At 68.9% G+C, this 18925-nt stretch carries 13 protein-coding genes and 1 pseudogene; 11 read left to right on the top strand and 3 right to left on the bottom strand.

Annotated features, from left to right (window positions below):
* Positions 1 to 298 precede the first annotated feature (298 nt).
* The 9 genes and pseudogenes from nusG to cutA all read left to right on the top strand — a co-directional run bounded on the left by nusG (position 299) and on the right by cutA (position 12771).
* Positions 299 to 832 (top strand): transcription termination/antitermination protein NusG, encoded by a 534-nt coding sequence (gene nusG, locus KBB57_RS16340; RefSeq protein WP_290752404.1) that lies wholly within the window; start codon positions 299 to 301, stop codon positions 830 to 832.
* A gap of 103 nt (positions 833 to 935) precedes the next feature.
* Entirely contained in the window at positions 936 to 1364 is a 429-nt protein-coding gene (rplK, locus tag KBB57_RS16335) for a 50S ribosomal protein L11 (RefSeq protein WP_290752401.1), read from the top strand.
* Between the two features lie 4 nt (positions 1365 to 1368).
* On the top strand, positions 1369 to 2067 hold the full coding sequence (gene rplA, locus KBB57_RS16330; protein WP_290752398.1) for a 50S ribosomal protein L1: 699 nt from the start codon (positions 1369 to 1371) through the stop codon (positions 2065 to 2067).
* A gap of 253 nt (positions 2068 to 2320) precedes the next feature.
* Positions 2321 to 2836, top strand: coding sequence for a 50S ribosomal protein L10 (rplJ, locus tag KBB57_RS16325; RefSeq protein WP_290752395.1), 516 nt, complete (start codon positions 2321 to 2323; stop codon positions 2834 to 2836).
* A gap of 78 nt (positions 2837 to 2914) precedes the next feature.
* Positions 2915 to 3295: a 50S ribosomal protein L7/L12 gene (gene rplL / locus KBB57_RS16320; RefSeq protein WP_290752392.1), complete on the top strand. Its 381-nt coding sequence runs from the start codon at positions 2915 to 2917 to the stop codon at positions 3293 to 3295.
* Positions 3296 to 3520: 225 nt separating this feature from the next.
* Positions 3521 to 7654 carry a DNA-directed RNA polymerase subunit beta gene (rpoB, locus tag KBB57_RS16315; protein ID WP_290752389.1) on the top strand — a complete coding sequence of 1378 codons (4134 nt, stop codon included), beginning with the start codon at positions 3521 to 3523 and terminating at the stop codon, positions 7652 to 7654.
* 5 nt (positions 7655 to 7659) lie between these two features.
* Positions 7660 to 7797 carry a hypothetical protein gene (locus tag KBB57_RS16310; protein ID WP_290752386.1) on the top strand — a complete coding sequence of 46 codons (138 nt, stop codon included), beginning with the start codon at positions 7660 to 7662 and terminating at the stop codon, positions 7795 to 7797.
* Between the two features lie 56 nt (positions 7798 to 7853).
* Positions 7854 to 12005 (top strand): annotated as a pseudogene (gene rpoC / locus KBB57_RS16305) (DNA-directed RNA polymerase subunit beta'); the annotation flags it as partial.
* Between the two features lie 421 nt (positions 12006 to 12426).
* Positions 12427 to 12771 carry a divalent-cation tolerance protein CutA gene (cutA, locus tag KBB57_RS16300; RefSeq protein WP_290752380.1) on the top strand — a complete coding sequence of 115 codons (345 nt, stop codon included), beginning with the start codon at positions 12427 to 12429 and terminating at the stop codon, positions 12769 to 12771.
* Positions 12772 to 12775: 4 nt separating this feature from the next.
* On the opposite strand, the gene KBB57_RS16295 is transcribed toward cutA, so the two are convergent.
* Genes KBB57_RS16295 through KBB57_RS16285 form a run of 3 tightly spaced genes read right to left on the bottom strand, consistent with a single transcriptional unit; the run spans position 12776 to position 15804 of the window.
* Complete coding sequence (locus tag KBB57_RS16295) at positions 12776 to 14086, bottom strand: branched-chain amino acid ABC transporter permease (protein WP_290752378.1); 1311 nt, start codon at positions 14084 to 14086, stop codon at positions 12776 to 12778.
* Positions 14083 to 15096: a branched-chain amino acid ABC transporter permease gene (locus KBB57_RS16290; protein ID WP_290752375.1), complete on the bottom strand. Its 1014-nt coding sequence runs from the start codon at positions 15094 to 15096 to the stop codon at positions 14083 to 14085. The genes KBB57_RS16295 and KBB57_RS16290 overlap by 4 nt, the downstream gene beginning before the upstream one ends.
* A 3-nt stretch (positions 15097 to 15099) precedes the next feature.
* Positions 15100 to 15804: an ABC transporter ATP-binding protein gene (locus tag KBB57_RS16285; protein ID WP_290752373.1), complete on the bottom strand. Its 705-nt coding sequence runs from the start codon at positions 15802 to 15804 to the stop codon at positions 15100 to 15102.
* Positions 15805 to 16046: 242 nt separating this feature from the next.
* Between KBB57_RS16285 and KBB57_RS16280 the strand changes: the two genes are divergently transcribed.
* Together KBB57_RS16280 and KBB57_RS16275 are read left to right on the top strand one after the other, a co-directional pair.
* Positions 16047 to 17126 carry a patatin-like phospholipase family protein gene (locus tag KBB57_RS16280; RefSeq protein ID WP_290752370.1) on the top strand — a complete coding sequence of 360 codons (1080 nt, stop codon included), beginning with the start codon at positions 16047 to 16049 and terminating at the stop codon, positions 17124 to 17126.
* Positions 17126 to 18499 (top strand): GntP family permease, encoded by a 1374-nt coding sequence (locus KBB57_RS16275; RefSeq protein WP_290752367.1) that lies wholly within the window; start codon positions 17126 to 17128, stop codon positions 18497 to 18499. The genes KBB57_RS16280 and KBB57_RS16275 overlap by 1 nt, the downstream gene beginning before the upstream one ends.
* The last annotated feature ends 426 nt before the right edge of the window (positions 18500 to 18925 follow it).

The raw sequence follows: 18925 nt of genomic DNA, 5'->3' as shown, positions 1-18925 counted from the left end.
GCCAGGCGCGACTTCCGAGGCAGGCTCTCGGCGAGGATCATGCGCGGCTCCGATTCAGGGCCGCCGCATCGATTCAGAGAAATCCCCGCCTGTCACCTGTCACATGAGTTCGGAACCCTGGATTGCGTTCTCGGCCCCTTGAACCCCCGGGCCCTTGAGAGTATGTCAACGCCTCCCAACCCAGACGTGGCGCGCATCCGATTCGGAAGGCGCGTCTCTTTTGGCGTCGGGATGGCGCAAGCCGGAGCAGGGAAGGCGGCCGGGGCGAGCCGTCGGCGGACTTGAGGTGACGACCCAGATGGCGATGCGCTGGTATTCGGTGAGCGTGCTCTCGAACTTCGAGAAGAAGGTCGCGGAATCGATCCGCGACAGCGCGGCCCAGCAGGGGCTGCAGGACGAGATCGCCGAGGTGATGGTCCCGACCGAGGAGGTCATCGAGATCCGCCGCGGCAAGAAGGTGCAGTCCGAGAAGCGCTTCATGCCCGGCTACGTGCTGGTGAAGATGGAGATGACCGACCGGGCCTATCACCTGATCAACAACACCAACCGCGTGACCGGCTTCCTCGGTCCGCAGGGCAAGCCCTCGCCGATGAAGGACGAGGAGGTCGCCCGGATCATGAACCAGGTGGTCGAGGGCCAGGAGCGGCCGCGCTCGATCATCACCTTCCAGACCGGCGAGACGGTGAACGTCACCGACGGGCCCTTCGAGGGCTTCTCCGGGATGGTGGAGGAGGTCGACCAGGGCGCGAGCCGCCTCAAGGTGTCGGTCTCGATCTTCGGCCGGGCGACCCCGGTCGAGCTGGAGTTCACCCAGGTCGCCAAGGCGTCCTGACGTCGAAGCGGTGGGAGGCGGCCGGGGCGCGCCCGGGTCGCCGCACCACCCCATGTAGCGCCGCCGGATCGCGTTCCGGGGGCATGGAGAGAAGGAGGCCGTCATGGCCAAGAAGGTAGCCGGGAAGCTGAAGCTCCAGGTCGCCGCCGGCAAGGCGAACCCGTCGCCGCCCGTGGGCCCCGCCCTCGGCCAGCGCGGCATCAACATCATGGAGTTCTGCAAGGCGTTCAACGCCCGGACCCAGGAGATGGAGGTCGGCCAGCCGACGCCGGTCATCATCACCTACTACACCGACAAGTCCTTCACGATGGAGATCAAGACGCCGCCGGCGTCGTTCCTGCTCAAGAAGGCGGCGGGGCTGAAGTCGGCGTCGAAGGCGCCGGGCAAGACCAATGCGGGGTCGGTGACGCTGGCGCAGGTGCGCGAGATCGCCGAGGCCAAGATGAAGGATCTCAACGCGACGGACGTCGAGGCGGCGATGAACATCATCGCGGGCTCGGCCCGGTCGATGGGCATCGAGGTCAAGGGGTAGGGCCATGGCGAAGCAGGGCAAGCGCATCCGCAAGGCCGCCGAGGCCTTCGAGGGCAAGGAGAACCTCGGGGTCTCCGAGGCCGTGAAGCTCGTCAAGGCGAACGCCACGGCGAAGTTCGACGAGACGGTCGAGGTCTCGGTCAATCTCGGCGTCGACCCGCGCCATGCCGACCAGATGGTCCGCGGCGTGGTCAGCCTGCCGAACGGCACCGGCAAGACGGTGCGCGTGGCGGTCTTCGCCCGCGGCGCCAAGGCCGACGAGGCCAAGGCGGCCGGCGCCGACATCGTCGGGGCCGAGGACCTGATGGAGACGATCCAGGGCGGCACGATCGAGTTCGACCGCTGCATCGCCACGCCGGACATGATGCCGATCGTCGGCCGGCTGGGCAAGATCCTCGGCCCGCGCAACCTGATGCCGAACCCCAAGGTCGGCACGGTGACGATGGACGTGGCCACCGCGGTCAAGAACGCCAAGGGCGGCGAGGTGCAGTTCCGCGTCGAGAAGGCCGGGATCGTGCATGGCGGCGTCGGCAAGGCCAGCTTCGACGAGGGCAAGCTCGTCGAGAACGTGAAGGCCTTCGTGCAGGCGGTGAACCGGGCGAAGCCCACGGGCGCCAAGGGCACCTACCTGAAGAAGATCTCGCTCAGCTCGACCATGGGTCCGGGCGTGAGCGTCGACGTGAGCTCGGCGGTCGCCGAGTGACGGGATTCCCCCGGGCGACCGGGGGATGTTCCGGGCGGGGTCTCGGCCCTGTCCGACTGTCCGAGACGGCGGGCGGACCTTCGGGTCGCTAAGTCCTGCCCGAGACGGGGAACGATCGGGATCGAGCGGGACGCGGACGCGTCCCGGGCGTTCTTGGCGGGACCCGGCAACGGACCCGAGACGCCGGGGTCGGAGCCCCGGTGAAACGAGCCGGCGGGAGGGGGGTTCCTTCTCGCCATACTTGGAGAGAACCGTGGATAGAGCCCAGAAGGAAGTCGTGGTCGGCGAGCTCGGCCAGATTTTCGCTGACTCTGGCGTCGTCGTGGTCGCGCACTACGAGGGCCTCTCGGTCGCCGAGATGACGGATTTCCGCACCCGCCTGAAGCAGGCCGGGGGCGGCGTCCGCGTCGCCAAGAACAAGCTCGCCAAGATCGCCCTGAAGGACAGCCCCGCCGCGAGGATGGGGGACCTGCTCAAGGGCATGACGGTGCTCGCCTATTCCCAGGACCCGGTCGCCGCCGCGAAAGCGGTGGAGGCCTACGCCAAGGACAACAAGAAGCTCGTTGTCCTCGGCGGCGCCATGGGGGCGACGCCTTTGGACGAGGCCGGCGTGAAGGCCGTGGCGCAGATGCCGTCCCGCGAGGAGCTGATCGCTTCCGTGGTGGCGTGCATCGGCAGCCCGGCCGGGCAGCTGGTCTCGGCCATCGGCGCGCCGGCGGCGAACATCGCCGCGATCCTCACCACGCTGGAGGAGCGCGAGGCGGCTTGACGCGACCTGGAGGCCGGAGGGCGCGCGAGAAGCGACCCGCCGGACGACCCCAATCGAACCTGATACGGAACGGAAAAAATGGCTGACCTGAAGAAACTGGCGGAAGAGATCGTGGGCCTGACCCTGCTCGAGGCCGCCGAGCTGAAGAAGATCCTCAAGGACGAGTACGGCATCGAGCCGGCCGCTGGCGCGGTCGCCGTCGCTGCCGGTCCCGCCGCGGCCGCCCCGGCCGAGGCCGCCGAGGAGCAGACCGAGTTCGACGTGATCCTCAAGGCCGCCGGCGCCCAGAAGATCAACGTCATCAAGGAGGTCCGCGCGATCACCGGCCTCGGCCTCAAGGAGGCCAAGGACCTGGTCGAGGCCGGCGGCAAGGCGGTCAAGGAGGGCGTCTCCAAGACCGAGGCCGAGGCGATCAAGGCGAAGCTCGTCGAGGCGGGCGCCGAGGTCGAGCTGAAGTGAGCTTGTGCGCAACTTAAGGTTGCGTTAACGAGACGGATCGGGCCCGCGGCGACGCGGGTCCGGTCATGCGTTTCTCAGGACGCCCCGCGCGGGGCTTCGTGACAGACGCATGGGGATCCGGGCGCGCGATGTGGGAGTCGCGCAGGCAGTGGATCGACGCGTCCCCAAGGCCGCGGCTTCCGTTCCCGCCGGAAGCCAGCGACCGCGAGGCGAGAGGTGGCGAGCATGGCTCAGACGTATTCCGGTCACAAGCGCATTCGGAAGTTCTTCGGCAAGATCCGCGAGGTCGCGGAGATGCCGAACCTGATCGAAGTGCAGAAGTCGAGCTATGACCTGTTCCTGCAGTCCGGCGACGGGCCGGTCCCGCAGGACGGCGAGGGGCTGAAGGGCACCTTCCAGTCGGTCTTCCCGATCAAGGACTTCAACGAGACCGCCACGCTGGAGTTCGTCCGCTACGAGCTCGAGCACCCGAAATACGACGTCGAGGAGTGCATGCAGCGCGACATGACCTATGCCGCGCCGCTGAAGGTCACGCTGCGCCTGATCGTCTTCGAGGTCGACGAGGAGACCGGCGCCCGCAGCGTCAAGGACATCAAGGAGCAGGACGTCTACATGGGCGACATGCCCCTGATGACGCAGCACGGCACCTTCGTCGTCAACGGCACCGAGCGGGTGATCGTCAGCCAGATGCACCGCTCGCCCGGCGTGTTCTTCGACCACGACAAGGGCAAGACCCACTCCTCGGGCAAGCTCCTCTTCACCAGCCGCATCATCCCCTATCGCGGCTCGTGGCTCGACTTCGAGTTCGACGCCAAGGACATCGTCTACGCCCGCATCGACCGTCGCCGCAAGCTGCCGGTGACGACGCTGCTCTATGCGCTCGGCCTCGACCAGGAGGGCATCTGCGACGCCTTCTACGACACGGTCTCCTTCCGCAAGGAGGGGAACGGCTGGGCGACGCGGTTCTTCCCCGAGCGGCTGCGCGGCGCGAAGCCGACCCATGACGTCGTGAACGCGGCCACCGGCGAGGTCATCGCCGAGGCCCACAAGAAGGTCACGCCGCGGATGGTCAAGGAGTGGCTGGACCGCGGCGACATCGCCGAGGTGCTGGTGCCCTTCGAGGCGATCGTCGGCCGCTTCGCCGCCAAGGACATCATCAACGAGGAGACCGGCGCGATCTGGATCGAGGCCGGCGACGAGCTGACCTGGGACGTCGACGGCAAGACCGGCGACGTCACCGGCGGCTCGCTCAAGGTGCTGCTCGACAACGGCGTCACCGAGATCCCGACGCTCGACATCGACAACATCACCGTCGGCGCCTACATCCGCAACACGATGGCGGTCGACAAGAACATGAACCGCGATCAGGCGCTCATGGACATCTACCGCGTCATGCGCCCGGGCGAGCCGCCGACCGTCGAGGCGGCGAGCGTGATGTTCGACAGCCTGTTCTTCGACAGCGAGCGCTACGACCTCTCGGCCGTCGGCCGGGTGAAGATGAACATGCGCCTCGACCTCGACGCGCCCGACACCATGCGCACCCTGCGCCGCGAGGACATCATCGCCGTGGTCAAGGCGCTCGTCGACCTGCGCGACGGCCGCGGCGAGATCGACGACATCGACCACCTCGGCAACCGCCGGGTGCGCTCGGTCGGCGAACTGATGGAGAACCAGTACCGGGTCGGCCTGCTCCGCATGGAGCGGGCGATCCGCGAGCGGATGTCGTCGGTCGAGATCGACACGGTCATGCCGCAGGATCTGATCAACGCCAAGCCCGCGGCGGCGGCGGTGCGCGAGTTCTTCGGGTCGAGCCAGCTCTCGCAGTTCATGGACCAGACCAACCCGCTCTCCGAGGTCACGCACAAGCGGCGGCTTTCGGCGCTCGGGCCGGGCGGCCTGACCCGCGAGCGGGCGGGCTTCGAGGTGCGCGACGTGCATCCGACCCACTACGGCCGGATGTGCCCGATCGAGACGCCGGAAGGCCCGAACATCGGCCTGATCAACAGCCTCGCGAGCTTTGCGCGGGTGAACAAGTACGGCTTCATCGAGACGCCCTACCGCCGCGTGAAGGACGGGCAGGTGACGGACGACGTGCAGTACATGTCCGCCACCGAGGAGATGCGCTACACGATCGCGCAGGCGAACGCGCAGCTCGATGGCGAGGGGCGGTTCACCAACGACCTCGTCTCCACCCGCAAGGGCGGCGACTTCATGCTGAACCCGCCGGCCAACGTCGACCTGATCGACGTGAGCCCGAAGCAGCTCGTCTCGGTCGCCGCCTCACTGATCCCGTTCCTCGAGAACGACGACGCGAACCGCGCGCTGATGGGCTCGAACATGCAGCGTCAGGCGGTGCCGCTGCTCCGCGCCGAGGCGCCGTTCGTCGGCACCGGCATCGAGGAGAAGGTTGCGCGGGATTCGGGCGCCTGCCACACCGCGCGGCGCGCCGGCGTGGTCGACCAGGTCGACGCGATGCGCATCGTGATCCGGGCGACCGAGGACGTCGGCCCCGGCGACCCGGGCGTCGACATCTACCGGCTGCGCAAGTTCCAGCGCTCGAACCAGAACACCTGCATCAACCAGCGGCCGCTCATCAAGGTGGGCGACGTGGTGCAGAAGGGCCAGTTCATCGCGGACGGGCCCTCGACCGACCTCGGCGAGCTGGCGCTCGGCAAGAACGTGCTCGTCGCGTTCATGCCGTGGAACGGCTACAACTACGAGGACTCGATCCTGATCTCGGAGCGGGTGGCGAAGGACGACGTCTTCACCTCGATCCACATCGAGGAGTTCGAGGTCGCGGCCCGCGACACCAAGCTCGGGCCCGAGGAGATCACCCGCGACATCCCGAACGTCGGCGAGGAGGCGCTCCGCAACCTCGACGAGGCGGGCATCGTCTACATCGGCGCCGAGGTCGGCCCCGGCGACATCCTGGTGGGCAAGATCACCCCCAAGGGCGAGAGCCCGATGACGCCGGAGGAGAAGCTCCTCCGCGCCATCTTCGGCGAGAAGGCGTCCGACGTGCGCGACACCTCGCTGCGGCTGCCGCCGGGCGACTTCGGCACGGTGGTCGAGGTGCGGGTCTTCAACCGCCACGGCGTCGACAAGGACGAGCGCGCGCTCCAGATCGAGCGCGAGGAGGTGGAGCGGCTGTCGCGCGACCGCGACGACGAGCTCGCCATCCTCGAGCGCAACATCTACGCCCGCCTCAGGGGCCTGATCCTCGGCAAGACCGCGGTGAAGGGGCCGAAGGGCGTCAAGGCCGGCTCCGAGATCAACGAGGAGCTGCTGGGCCAGCTGTCGCGCGGCCAGTGGTGGCAGCTCGCGCTCGGCGAGGACGCCGACGCGCAGGCGCAGGAGGCGCTGCACGGCCAGTTCGAGCTGCAGAAGAAGCAGCTGGAGCGGCGGTTCGAGGACAAGGTCGAGAAGGTCCGCCGCGGCGACGACCTGCCGCCGGGCGTGATGAAGATGGTCAAGGTCTTCATCGCGGTGAAGCGCAAGCTCCAGCCCGGCGACAAGATGGCCGGCCGCCACGGCAACAAGGGCGTGGTCTCCAAGGTGGTGGCGGAGGAGGACATGCCGTTCCTCGCCGACGGCACGCCGGTCGACCTCGTGCTGAACCCGCTCGGTGTGCCCTCGCGCATGAACGTCGGGCAGATCCTCGAGACCCACATGGGCTGGGCGGCGCGGGGCCTCGGCAAGTCGATCGACCTCGGCCTGCAGGAATATCGGCGCTCGGGCGACATGACCCCGGTCAAGGAAGCGATGAAGGTCGCCTACGGCGAGCAGCTCTACAACGAGGTGCTCTCGGAGATGGACCAGGACGACTTCCTCGAGGCGGCGGGCAACGTCACCGCGGGCGTGCCGATCGCCACCCCGGTCTTCGACGGCGCCAAGGAGTCGGACGTCAACAACGCGCTGGAGCGCGCGGGCTTCGACACCTCGGGCCAGTCGATCGTCTATGACGGAAGGACGGGCGAGCGTTTCGCGCGGCCGGTGACCGTCGGCGTGAAGTACCTGCTGAAGCTGCACCACCTCGTGGACGACAAGATCCACGCCCGGAGCACCGGCCCCTACAGCCTCGTCACGCAGCAGCCGCTGGGCGGCAAGGCGCAGTTCGGCGGCCAGCGTTTCGGCGAGATGGAGGTCTGGGCCCTTGAAGCCTACGGCGCGGCATATACCTTGCAGGAGATGCTGACGGTGAAGTCCGACGACGTTGCGGGCCGGACCAAGGTCTACGAGTCGATCGTCAAGGGCGAGGACAACTTCGAGGCGGGAGTCCCGGAGTCGTTCAACGTGCTCGTCAAGGAGATCCGCTCGCTCGGCCTGAACATCGAGCTGCTGGACTCCGAGGCGGAGTGAGGCACGTGGCGGCGATGGCGACCATTGAGGAGAGCTTGGCGCGGATCAGCGCCGATCTCCGCATCCTGAAGTGGATGGTTGGGGTCTCGATCGCAATGAGCGCCACGGCATTCGCCATCCTGCTTCGCGGCTCCGCCGCATGAATTCGCGGGGGACGGCCCGGCCGTCCCCTGTCTGAAACACGATCGGGAAATCTGAGATGAACCAGGAAGTCGCCAATCCGTTCGCGCCGGTCCAGCCGATGCGCGCCTTCGACGAGATCAAGATCTCGCTGGCGTCCCCCGAGCGGATCCTGAGCTGGTCCTACGGCGAGATCAAGAAGCCGGAGACCATCAACTACCGTACGTTCAAGCCGGAGCGTGACGGCCTGTTCTGTGCGCGCATCTTCGGTCCGATCAAGGACTACGAGTGCCTGTGCGGCAAGTACAAGCGCATGAAGTACCGCGGCGTCGTCTGCGAGAAGTGCGGCGTCGAGGTGACGCTGCAGAAGGTCCGGCGCGAGCGCATGGGCCACATCGAGCTGGCGTCGCCGGTCGCGCATATCTGGTTCCTGAAGTCGCTGCCGTCGCGCATCGGGCTGATGCTCGACATGACGCTGCGCGATCTGGAGCGCATCCTCTACTTCGAGCAGTACGTCGTCATCGAGCCGGGCCTGACCGACCTCAAGGCCGGCCAGCTGATGGGCGAGGAGGAGTACCTCGACGCCCAGGACCGCTTCGGCGAGGACGCCTTCCGCGCCGGCATCGGCGCCGAGGCGATCCGCGAGATGCTGGCGGCGATCGACCTCGACGCCGAGGCCGAGCAGCTGCGCGCCGACCTCGCCGAGGCGACCGGCGAGCTGAAGCCGAAGAAGATCATCAAGCGGCTGAAGCTGGTCGAGTCCTTCCGCGAGAGCGGCAACCGTCCCGAGTGGATGGTGCTGACGGTGATCCCGGTGATCCCGCCCGAGCTGCGCCCACTGGTGCCGCTCGACGGCGGCCGGTTCGCGACGTCCGACCTGAACGACCTCTACCGCCGCGTCATCAACCGCAACAACCGCCTCAAGCGGCTGATCGAGCTGCGCGCCCCGGACATCATCATCCGCAACGAGAAGCGGATGTTGCAGGAATCGGTCGACGCGCTCTTCGACAACGGCCGCCGCGGGCGGGTGATCACCGGGACGAACAAGCGGCCGCTGAAGTCGCTCTCGGACATGCTCAAGGGCAAGCAGGGCCGGTTCCGGCAGAACCTGCTCGGCAAGCGCGTGGACTTCTCCGGCCGCTCGGTGATCGTGACCGGCCCCGAGCTGAAGCTGCACCAGTGCGGCCTGCCGAAGAAGATGGCGCTGGAGCTGTTCAAGCCGTTCATCTACTCGCGCCTCGACGCCAAGGGCCTGTCGAGCACCGTCAAGCAGGCCAAGAAGCTCGTCGAGAAGGAGCGCCCCGAGGTCTGGGACATCCTCGACGAGGTGATCCGCGAGCATCCGGTGATGCTGAACCGCGCGCCGACGCTGCACCGCCTCGGCATCCAGGCCTTCGAGCCGGTGCTCATCGAGGGCAAGGCGATCCAGCTGCATCCGCTGGTCTGCGCCGCGTTCAACGCCGACTTCGACGGCGACCAGATGGCCGTGCACGTGCCGCTGAGCCTCGAGGCCCAGCTGGAAGCCCGCGTCCTGATGATGTCGACGAACAACGTGCTCTCGCCGGCGAACGGCAAGCCGATCATCGTGCCGTCGCAGGACATGATCCTCGGGCTCTACTACCTGTCGATCCAGCGCGAGAACCAGCCGGGCGAGGGCATGACCTTCGCCTCGATCGAGGAGGTCGACCACGCGCTCGCCGCGGGGGTGGTGAACCTGCACACCAAGATCAACGCCCGGATCGAGCAGGTCGACGAGAACGGCGAGTTCGTGATGAAGCGCTACGAGACGACGCCGGGCCGGCTGCGTCTCGGGGCGCTGCTGCCGAAGAACTTCAAGACGCCGTTCGACATCGTCAACCGCCTCCTGCGCAAGAAGGAGGTCGGCGAGGTCATCGACACCGTCTACCGCCACTGCGGCCAGAAGGAGTCGGTGATCTTCTGCGACCAGATCATGGGTCTCGGCTTCACCGAGGCGTTCAAGGCCGGCATCTCCTTCGGCAAGGACGACATGGTGATCCCCGAGGCGAAGTGGGGCATCGTCAACCGCACCCGCGACCAGGTGAAGGAGTTCGAGCAGCAGTACATGGACGGCCTGATCACCCAGGGCGAGAAGTACAACAAGGTGGTCGACGCCTGGTCCAAGTGCTCCGACGACGTCGCCGACGCGATGATGGGCGAGATCTCGGCCGTGCGCCGGGACGACGCCGGGCGCGAGCTCGAGCCGAACTCGGTCTACATGATGTCGCACTCCGGCGCCCGCGGCTCGCCCCAGCAGATGAAGCAGCTGGGCGGCATGCGCGGCCTGATGGTGAAGCCCTCGGGCGAGATCATCGAGACGCCGGTCGTGTCGAACTTCAAGGAAGGCCTGACCGTGCTCGAGTACTTCAACTCGACCCACGGCGCCCGCAAGGGCCTCGCCGACACCGCGCTCAAGACCGCGAACTCCGGGTATCTCACCCGGCGTCTGGTGGACGTGGCGCAGGACTGCATCGTCAAGATCGACGACTGCGGCACCGACCGCTCGATCACCGCGCGCGCCGCGGTCAGCGACGGCGAGGTCGTGGCCTCGCTCGGCGAGCGCATCCTCGGCCGCGTCGCGGCGGAGGACGTGCTCGACCCGAAGACCTCGGAGGTGATCTTCCGGCGCGGCGACCTCATCGAGGAGCGCGACGCCGACCTGATCGAGGCTGCGGCCGTGCTGGAGGTGCAGATCCGCTCGCCGCTGACCTGCGAGGCCGAGGACGGCATCTGCGCGCAGTGCTACGGGCGCGACCTCGCCCGCGGCACCAAGGTGAACCCCGGCGAGGCCGTGGGCATCATCGCCGCGCAGTCGATCGGCGAGCCGGGCACGCAGCTCACCATGCGCACCTTCCACATCGGCGGCATCGCCCAGGCCGGCTCGCAGAGCTTCCTCGAGGCGAGCCAGGAGGGCGTGCTGCAGCTGCGCGGCGGGTCGCTGCTCACCAACGTCGACGGCGAGCAGATCGTCATGGCCCGCAACATGGAGCTGGCGATCGTGGACGAGACCGGCATCGACCGGGCGGTCCACAAGCTCAACTACGGCTCGAAGCTCTTGGCGAAGGAGGGCGCGCGGATCCGGCGCGGCGACAAGCTCGCCGAATGGGATCCCTACACGCTGCCGATCATCGCCGAGAAGGCGGGCGTGGCGAAGTTCGTCGATCTCGTGCCGGGCTTCTCCGTCCGCGAGGAGACCGACGAGGCGACGGGCATCAGCCAGAAGATCGTCTCCGACTGGCGCGCCGCCCCGCGGGGCAGCGACCTCAAGCCGGAGATCATCGTCATGGACCCGGAGACCGGCGAGCCGGTGCGGCTCGACAACGGCAACCCCGAGGTCCACGCGATGTCGGTCGACGCCATCCTGTCGGTCGAGGACGGACAGAGCGTGCGGCCGGGCGACGTCATCGCGCGCATCCCGCGCGAGGGCGCGAAGACCAAGGACATCACCGGCGGCCTGCCGCGGGTGGCCGAGCTCTTCGAGGCGCGCCGTCCCAAGGACCACGCGATCATCGCCGAGATCTCGGGGCATGTGCGCTTCGGCAAGGACTTCAAGAACAAGCGCCGGATCACCATCGAGCCGGCCGACGAGGGCCTCGAGGCGATCGAGTACATGGTGCCGAAGGGCAAGCACATCCCGGTGCAGGAGGGCGACTTCATCCAGAAGGGCGAGTACATCATGGACGGCAACCCCGCCCCCCATGACATCCTCGCCATCATGGGCGTGGAGGCGCTGGCCGACTACCTGATCGAGGAGGTGCAGGAGGTCTACCGGCTGCAGGGCGTGAAGATCAACGACAAGCACATCGAGGTGATCGTCCGCCAGATGCTGCAGAAGTGGGAGATCTCGGACTCCGGCGGCACCACGCTCCTGAAGGGCGAGCAGGTCGACAAGATCGAGCTCGACGAGGAGAACGAGAAGGCGATGCGCGAGGGCCGCGAGCCGGCCAAGGGCGCGCCGATCCTCTTGGGCATCACCAAGGCGTCGCTGCAGACGCGCTCGTTCATCTCGGCGGCCTCGTTCCAGGAGACGACGCGGGTGCTGACCGAGGCGGCGACCCAGGGCAAGCGCGACCGGCTGTTCGGGCTCAAGGAGAACGTGATCGTCGGCCGGCTGATCCCGGCCGGCACCGGCCGGGCGACGGCGGAGCTGAAGCGCATCGCCACCGACCGCGACCGCCGCATCATCGAGGCCCGCAAGGCCGAGGCGGAGGCGACCACGATCGCGATCGACGACCCGATGGAGATCGTCGACTTCGACGCGGACTGAGGCTGCTCCTCCGTTCCGGGGGGCGGCCCGAGGGGGGCATCGAGCCCCCCTCGGGCCGGCGCGCGAAGGGCGCGCGCAAGGGGCGGCGTCCGACCGCACGGGCGCGTCATCGAAGGTCCGTTCCAGCAAGAGGCTCGGGCTCACCAGGGAACAAACCCCCGGGCCTGTTCCCCGAAGCCGCCGCCGCGTTGATTGATGCCGGGGTCGCGGGGGCCCGATTCGTCAAGGACGCCTGCGGCGCCGGCGCCAGCGCCGGTAAATCCTTGACGAATCGGGCCCCCGCGACCCTTTTCGGCATCAACGCGACGGCGGCTCCGGGGAACAGGCCCTGCCGGCGGGCTCGTCCGGGCGGGGGAGGGCGCGGACCATGGCCGGGAAGGCGGAGCGGGAGCCTGCGCTGGTGACGGTCGCGGTCCGCTGTCCCGACGCCGCCACGGCGGAGCGGATCGGCGAGGCGGTGGTGTTGCGGCGGCAGGCGGCCTGCGCCCATGTCGGGCCGGCGGTGGCGAGCACCTATCGCTGGCGCGGGGCGATCGAGACGGTCGGGGAGGTGACGCTGGACATGGTCACCCGGGCCGAGCGCTTCGACGAGCTGGCGGCGACCGTGCGGGCGCTGCACCCCTACGAGGTTCCCGCCATCGTCGCCACGCCGGTCGTCGCGGCGAGCCCCGCCTATGCGTCCTGGGTCGTCGACGAGACGGGGCGCGACTGAGCGCTCAGCGGCCGCGCGCCTCGGGGATCAGGCCGCGCGGCGCGAAGCGCATGACGAGGAGGAGCAGCAGCCCCATCAGGAAGAGCCTCAGATGCGGCGCGGCGTCGACGAGATGGCCGCGCAGCCAGGATCCCGGCTCCATCCCGGCGGTGAGCTGCGCCATCAGCGCCGCGCCCGCGGGCTCGGCCATGATCCAGATGTACCAGATCAGGAAGCCGCCGAGCACCGCTCCCCAGTTGTTGCCCGAGCCGCCGACGATCACCATCACCCAGACGAGGAAGGTGTAGCGCAGCGGGTTGTAGGAGGACGGCGTGAACTGGCCGTCGAGGGTGACGAGCATCGCCCCGGCGATGCCGCAGACCGCCGAGCCGAGCACGAAGATCTGCAGGTGCCGCCGGGTGACGTCCTTGCCCATCGCCTCGGCCGCGTCGCGGTTGTCGCGGATCGCCCGCATCATCCGCCCCCAGGGCGAGCGCAGCGCCCGCTCGGAGAGCCAGAAGATCGCCACGAGGACGGCGGTGAAGAGGAGCGCATAGGCGAGCCGCGAGACGATCGCCGCCGTGGTGGTGACGTCGGCCCCGAAGCGGGCGGCGAGGTCGATCACCCATTGCGTGGTCTGCAGCTCGCGCTCGACCGGGATGGGGCGGGGCAGGCCGGTGACGTTCTTGACGCCGCGGGTCAGCCAGTTCTCGTTCTTCAGCATCGCCAGGATGATCTCGGAGATGCCGAGCGTGGCGATGGCGAGGTAGTCGGAGCGCAGCCCGAGCGTGATCTTGCCGACGAGGTAGGCGGCCCCGGCCGCGAAGACGCCGCCCACCGCCCAGGAGACCAGGATCGGCAGGCCGAGGCCGCCGAGATAGCCGGTGGTCGCCGGATTGACCGCCTCGATCGCCTCGGACGCGGGATCGAGGAACAGCCGCATCACGAAGTAGCCGACGGCGATGACGACGAGCCCGACGGGGCCGCGCAGGCTGCGCGGCAGCCGGTCGCGGGCGAAGAGCGCCACGCCGATGGCTCCGAAGATGGCGATGGCCGAGAGGACGAGATTCCATCCCCCCGCCGCCAGCGCCCCCGGGGTGGGCGGCATGGAGACCAGCACCGAGGCGACCCCGCCGAGCGCCGCGAAGCCCATGATGCCGGTGTTGAAGAGCCCGGCATAGCCCCACTGCATGTTGACCCCGAGCGCCATCACCGCGGAGATCAGCTGCAGGTTCAGGATGGCGAGCGCCAGCGTCCAGCTCTGCAGCGCCCCCACCGCAAGGAGGAGCAGCGCCATGACGGCGTAGAGGGCGGCGATGCGGCCCGGCCCGCTCATATCACCCGCCCCCGGAAGATGCCGGTCGGCCGCACCAGCAGCACCACGACGAGGATGATGAAGGAGACGGCGAACTTGTAGTCGGTGCCGAGCATCTGCACGAGCCCCTCCGGCTGCATCCCCTCGGGCAGCACGTAGCCGAGCACCTGCCGGTAGGCGTAGGTCAGCGTCACCTCGGAGAAGGCGATGATGAAGCCGCCCGCGATGGCGCCGAAGGGCTGGCCGATGCCGCCGACGATCGCCGCCGCGAAGATCGGCAGCAGCAGCTGGAAGTAGATGAACGGCCGGAAGGACTTGTCGAGCCCGTAGAGGACGCCCGCGATCGTCGCCAGCGCCGCGGCGAGCACCCAGGTGATCGCCACGATCCGGTCGGGGTTGATGCCGGAGAGGAGCGCGAGGTCCTCGTTGTCGGAATAGGCCCGCATCGCCTTGCCGGTGCGGGTGCGCTGCAGGAACCAGAAGACCGCGCTCACCACCACCACCATGACGACGAGGGTGAGAAGCTGGCTCGTCCGCAGCGCCAGCCCCTGGTCGAGGCCGGTCATCTCCTTGAAGTCGTTGACCCGGATCACGAAGCGCTCGCCGTCCTCGAAGCGCTGGTCCTCGGTGCCGATGAAGAAGCGGGTCAGCGCGTTGTAGATGAACATCACGCCCACCGAGGCGATGACGAAGATCACCCCGGCGCTGCGCTGCCGCCGGTAGAACCGGTAGACCCAGCGGTCGGTCAGCAGCGCCAGCAGCACCGCGGCGAGGATGCCGAACGGCAGCGCCAGCAGCGCCGTCGGCAGCACCCCGAGGCTCAGCCCCATCGCCTGGAACTGCCAGGTGACGAGGATCGTCGCCATCGTCCCGAAGGCCATCAGGTCGCCATGGGCGAAGTTCGAGAACCGCAGCACGGCGTAGATCAGCGTCACCCCGAGCGCCCCGAGCGCCAGCTGCGCCCCGTAGGCCGCCGCGGGGATGATCACGAAGTTCAAGAGCACGACGAGGGCGTTGAGGAAATCGGCCACGTCTCAGCCCCCGAGGAAGGTGCGCCGCACCTCGGGGTCGGCGAGGAGCGCCGCGCCCGTGTCGGTGAAGCGGTTGCGGCCCTGCACCAGCACGTAGCCCTTGTCGGCGATGGCCAGCGCCTGGCGGGCGTTCTGCTCGACCATCAGGATCGAGATGCCGCTCCGCGCGATCTCGATGATCTTGTCGAAGAGCTCGTCCATCACGATCGGCGAGACGCCCGCCGTCGGCTCGTCGAGCATCAGCACCTTCGGCTGGGTCATCAGCGCGCGGCCGACCGCGACCTGCTGGCGCTGGCCGCCGGAGAGCTCGCCCGCGGGCTGGCGGCGCTTCTGGCGCAGGATCGGGAAGAGGTCGAAGATCGTCTCCATCGTCCCCGTGAAGTCGTCGTCGCGGATGTAGGCCCCCATCTCGAGGTTCTCCTGCACCGTCAGGTTGACGAAGACGTTCGAGGTCTGCGGCACGAAGCCCATGCCGTGGCGCACCCGCTCCTGCGGGGTCAGCGCGGTGATGTCGTCGCCGTCGAGCCGCACATGCCCCTCGCGCAGGCGGAGCATCCCGAAGACCGCCTTCATCGCCGTCGACTTGCCGGCGCCGTTCGGCCCGACGATCACCGCGATCTCGCCCTTCTCCACCGCGATCGTGCAGCCGTGCAGGATGTCGGCCCCGCCGTATCCCCCGGTCATGCTCTCGCCGGTCAGGTAGCTCATCGCGGCGCCGCGGCCTGCCGGCAGGGGCGGCCGGTCTGCGGGCAGGGGGCAGCGGGGCGGCGGGGCTTGTCCATGCGTCCTCGTTTCCTTTTGCTATTCCAGCGATCCCCGTCCGCGCAAGGGCGCTGACGCCCGCGGCGCGCCGCCGGCACGTCGCCGCGAGCGCGGCGGCACGCGGCTTGAGTTGTTGTGCGGCGCCGTATAACCGTTGCGCCGGGGGCTGCGCCCGGAGCGAGGACGGCATGGAAACGAAGCGGCAAGGGGCGCGCAAGCGCGTCAACCTCGCGCTCCAGGGCGGGGGCTCGCACGGCGCGCTCACCTGGGGCGTGCTCGACCGGCTGCTGGAGGACGGGCGGCTGCAGATCAGCGCGATCAGCGGCACCAGCGCCGGCGCGATGAACGCGGTCGTCCTCGCCGACGGCTACGAGCGCGACGGGCCGGCCGGGGCGCGCGCCGCGCTGGCGCGGTTCTGGAAGGCGGTCAGCGACGCGGCGCGGTTCTCGCCGATCCAGCGCAGCCTCTGGGACCGCATGAGCGGCCGCTACAGCCTCGACCGCTCGCCCGGCTACCTGTTCATGGAGAGCCTCAGCCGGGTGTTCTCGCCCTACGACCTCAACCCGACCAACGTGAACCCGCTGCGCGACCTGCTCGAGAAGCACGTCGACTTCGACAATGTGAACCGCCGACGCGCGGTGCAGGTCTTCGTCACCGCGACGAACGTCCGCACCGGCCGGCCGCGCATCTTCGGCCAGGGCGACGTCACCGTCGACAGCGTGCTCGCCTCGGCCTGCCTGCCGCAGATGTTCCCCGCGGTCGAGATCGGCGGCGAGCACTACTGGGACGGCGGCTACGCCGGCAACCCCGCGCTCTATCCGCTGATCGACAACCGCGCGAGCCAGGACATCGTCGTGGTGCAGATCAACCCGATCGACCGGCCGAAGCTGCCGCGCTCGGCGCGCGAGATCATCAACCGCGTCAACGAGATCAGCTTCAACACCAGCCTGATCAAGGAGCTGCGCGCCATCGCGCTCACCCAGCGCCTCGCCGACGAGGGGGGGCTCGACCTCGGCCACCGGCGCACGTTCCTGCACATCATCCACACCGAGGAGGAGGTCGAGGACCTCGCCGCCTCCTCGAAGCTGAATGCGGAATGGGACTACCTGCGGATGCTGTTCGAGCGGGGCAGGGGCTGGGCCGACGCCTGGCTCGCCGCGCATTTCGACGACATCGGCCTGCGCTCCACGCTCGACCTCGAGGAGATCTTCGAGGACGCCCCGCGCCCGGCGCTCCCGCCCGTCGCCGACCCCGAGGAGGAAGCCTGATGGGCGTGCTCGTCATCGTCGCCGCGCTCGTCGCGCTCATGTACCTCGCCTATCGCGGCGTCAGCCTGCTCTTGCTGACGCCGCTCCTGTCGCTGCTCGCGGTGCTGCTCTCCGGCCAGGGGCGCATCCTCGCGAGCTACACCCAGGTCTTCATGACCGAGACCGGCGGCTTCATCGTCTCGTTCTTCCCGCTCTTCCTGCTCGGGGCGGTGTTCGGCAAGCTGATGGACGCGAGCGGCTCGGCGCGCGCGCTCGCCGAGGGGCTGGTGCGCCTCCTCGGCACCGGCCGCGCCATCCCGGCGGTGGTGATCGCCTGCGCGGCGATGACCTATGGCGGCGTGTCGCTCTTCGTCGTCGCCTTCGCGGTCTATCCGATCGCCGCGGCGCTCTTCCACCGCGCCCAGATCAACAAGTCGCTGATCCCGGCCGCGATCGCGCTCGGGGCCTTCACCTTCACCATGTCGGCCCTGCCCGGCACGCCGTCGATCCAGAACGCCATCCCGATGCCGTTCTTCGGCACCACGCCCTTCGCTGCGCCCGGCCTCGGCATCCTGACCGCGGCGGTGATGTACATGGTCGGCCGCCAGTGGCTCTACTACCGCGCCCGCGCGCTCGGTCCGGGCTACGGCCCCTACGAGCCGCCGCACGTCGCGGAGAGCGACGCCGGCCTGCCGTCGACCTTCGTCGCCGCGCTGCCGCTCCTCCTGGTGATCGTGCTCAACCTCCTCTTCACCTTCGTGATCATCCCGCGGATGGACACGAGCTATCTCGCCCTGCCGCTCTTCGGCGAGACCGACATCGAGGAGGTGCGCGGCATCTGGTCGATCATCGCCGCGCTGTTCCTGGCGATCGTCGCGCTGATCGCGCTGAACTGGGGACGGCTCCCCGGCCTCGTGAAGCTGATGGACGACGGGGCCGAGGCCTCGCTGATGCCGATCTTCAACACCGCCTGCCTCGTCGGCTTCGGCTCGGTGATCGCGACGCTCGCCGCCTTCGCGGCGATCAGCGAGAGCATCGTGCATGTCGGCGGCGACAACGTGCTGATCTCGCTCGCCCTTGCGGTGACGCTGCTCTCGGCGATGACCGGCTCCGCCTCGGGCGGCATGTCGATCGCGCTGACGACGCTCGGCGCGCAGTATCTCGCGATGGCCGAGGCGACGGGCGTGTCGCCCGACCTCCTGCACCGCGTCACCGCCGTCGCGGCCGGCAGCCTCGACACCCTGCCGCACAACGGGGCGGTGATCAGCCTGCTCGCCATCTGCGGCCTGACGCATCGCGACAGCTACAGGGACCTCGCCGTCGCCGGCATCGGCGCCCCGGTGGTCGCGCTGATCTTCCTCGTCACCGTGGGCTCGATCTTCGGCTCGTTCTGAAGCCGGTCCCGCCCGCATCCGCCTCGCGACGGGGGCGGCGGGCGGGGCTCGCGGAGGAGGACCAGCGGCGGCGTCTCGCCTTGCGGCGCCCGGTCGCGCGCGCTCATGGCGAAACGGCGCCGCCCGTGGACCCTTGCCGCCGTTGTCGTGTGTGACGCCGCACACTGCACGACGCCGGATCCACGGGGCCCCGAGCGACCGAAGCGGGCTTGCCCGCGAGGCCCGGCGCGACAAGCGAAAGCATGGCTTTCGCCGCGCCGACGGCTGGAGCGCGGTTGCGCGGGGAGGCCGTCAGGGGCGCAGATTTCTCCGGGAGCGCGCAATCCGTCCGTGAGCGCCCCGGCGAGCGCGGAATCGCGCTCGCCCCCCGCAGGGGCGATCGCGGACGGATTTGCCACGGGTCAAATCCGTCTGGCGTCGGCGTCG

It is taken from the genome of Amaricoccus sp. (assembly GCF_017993425.1).
Taxonomy (GTDB): Bacteria; Pseudomonadota; Alphaproteobacteria; order Rhodobacterales; family Rhodobacteraceae; genus Amaricoccus.
The sequence above is the reverse complement of the archived record's forward strand: the minus strand, read 5'-3'. Positions and strand labels throughout refer to the sequence as shown.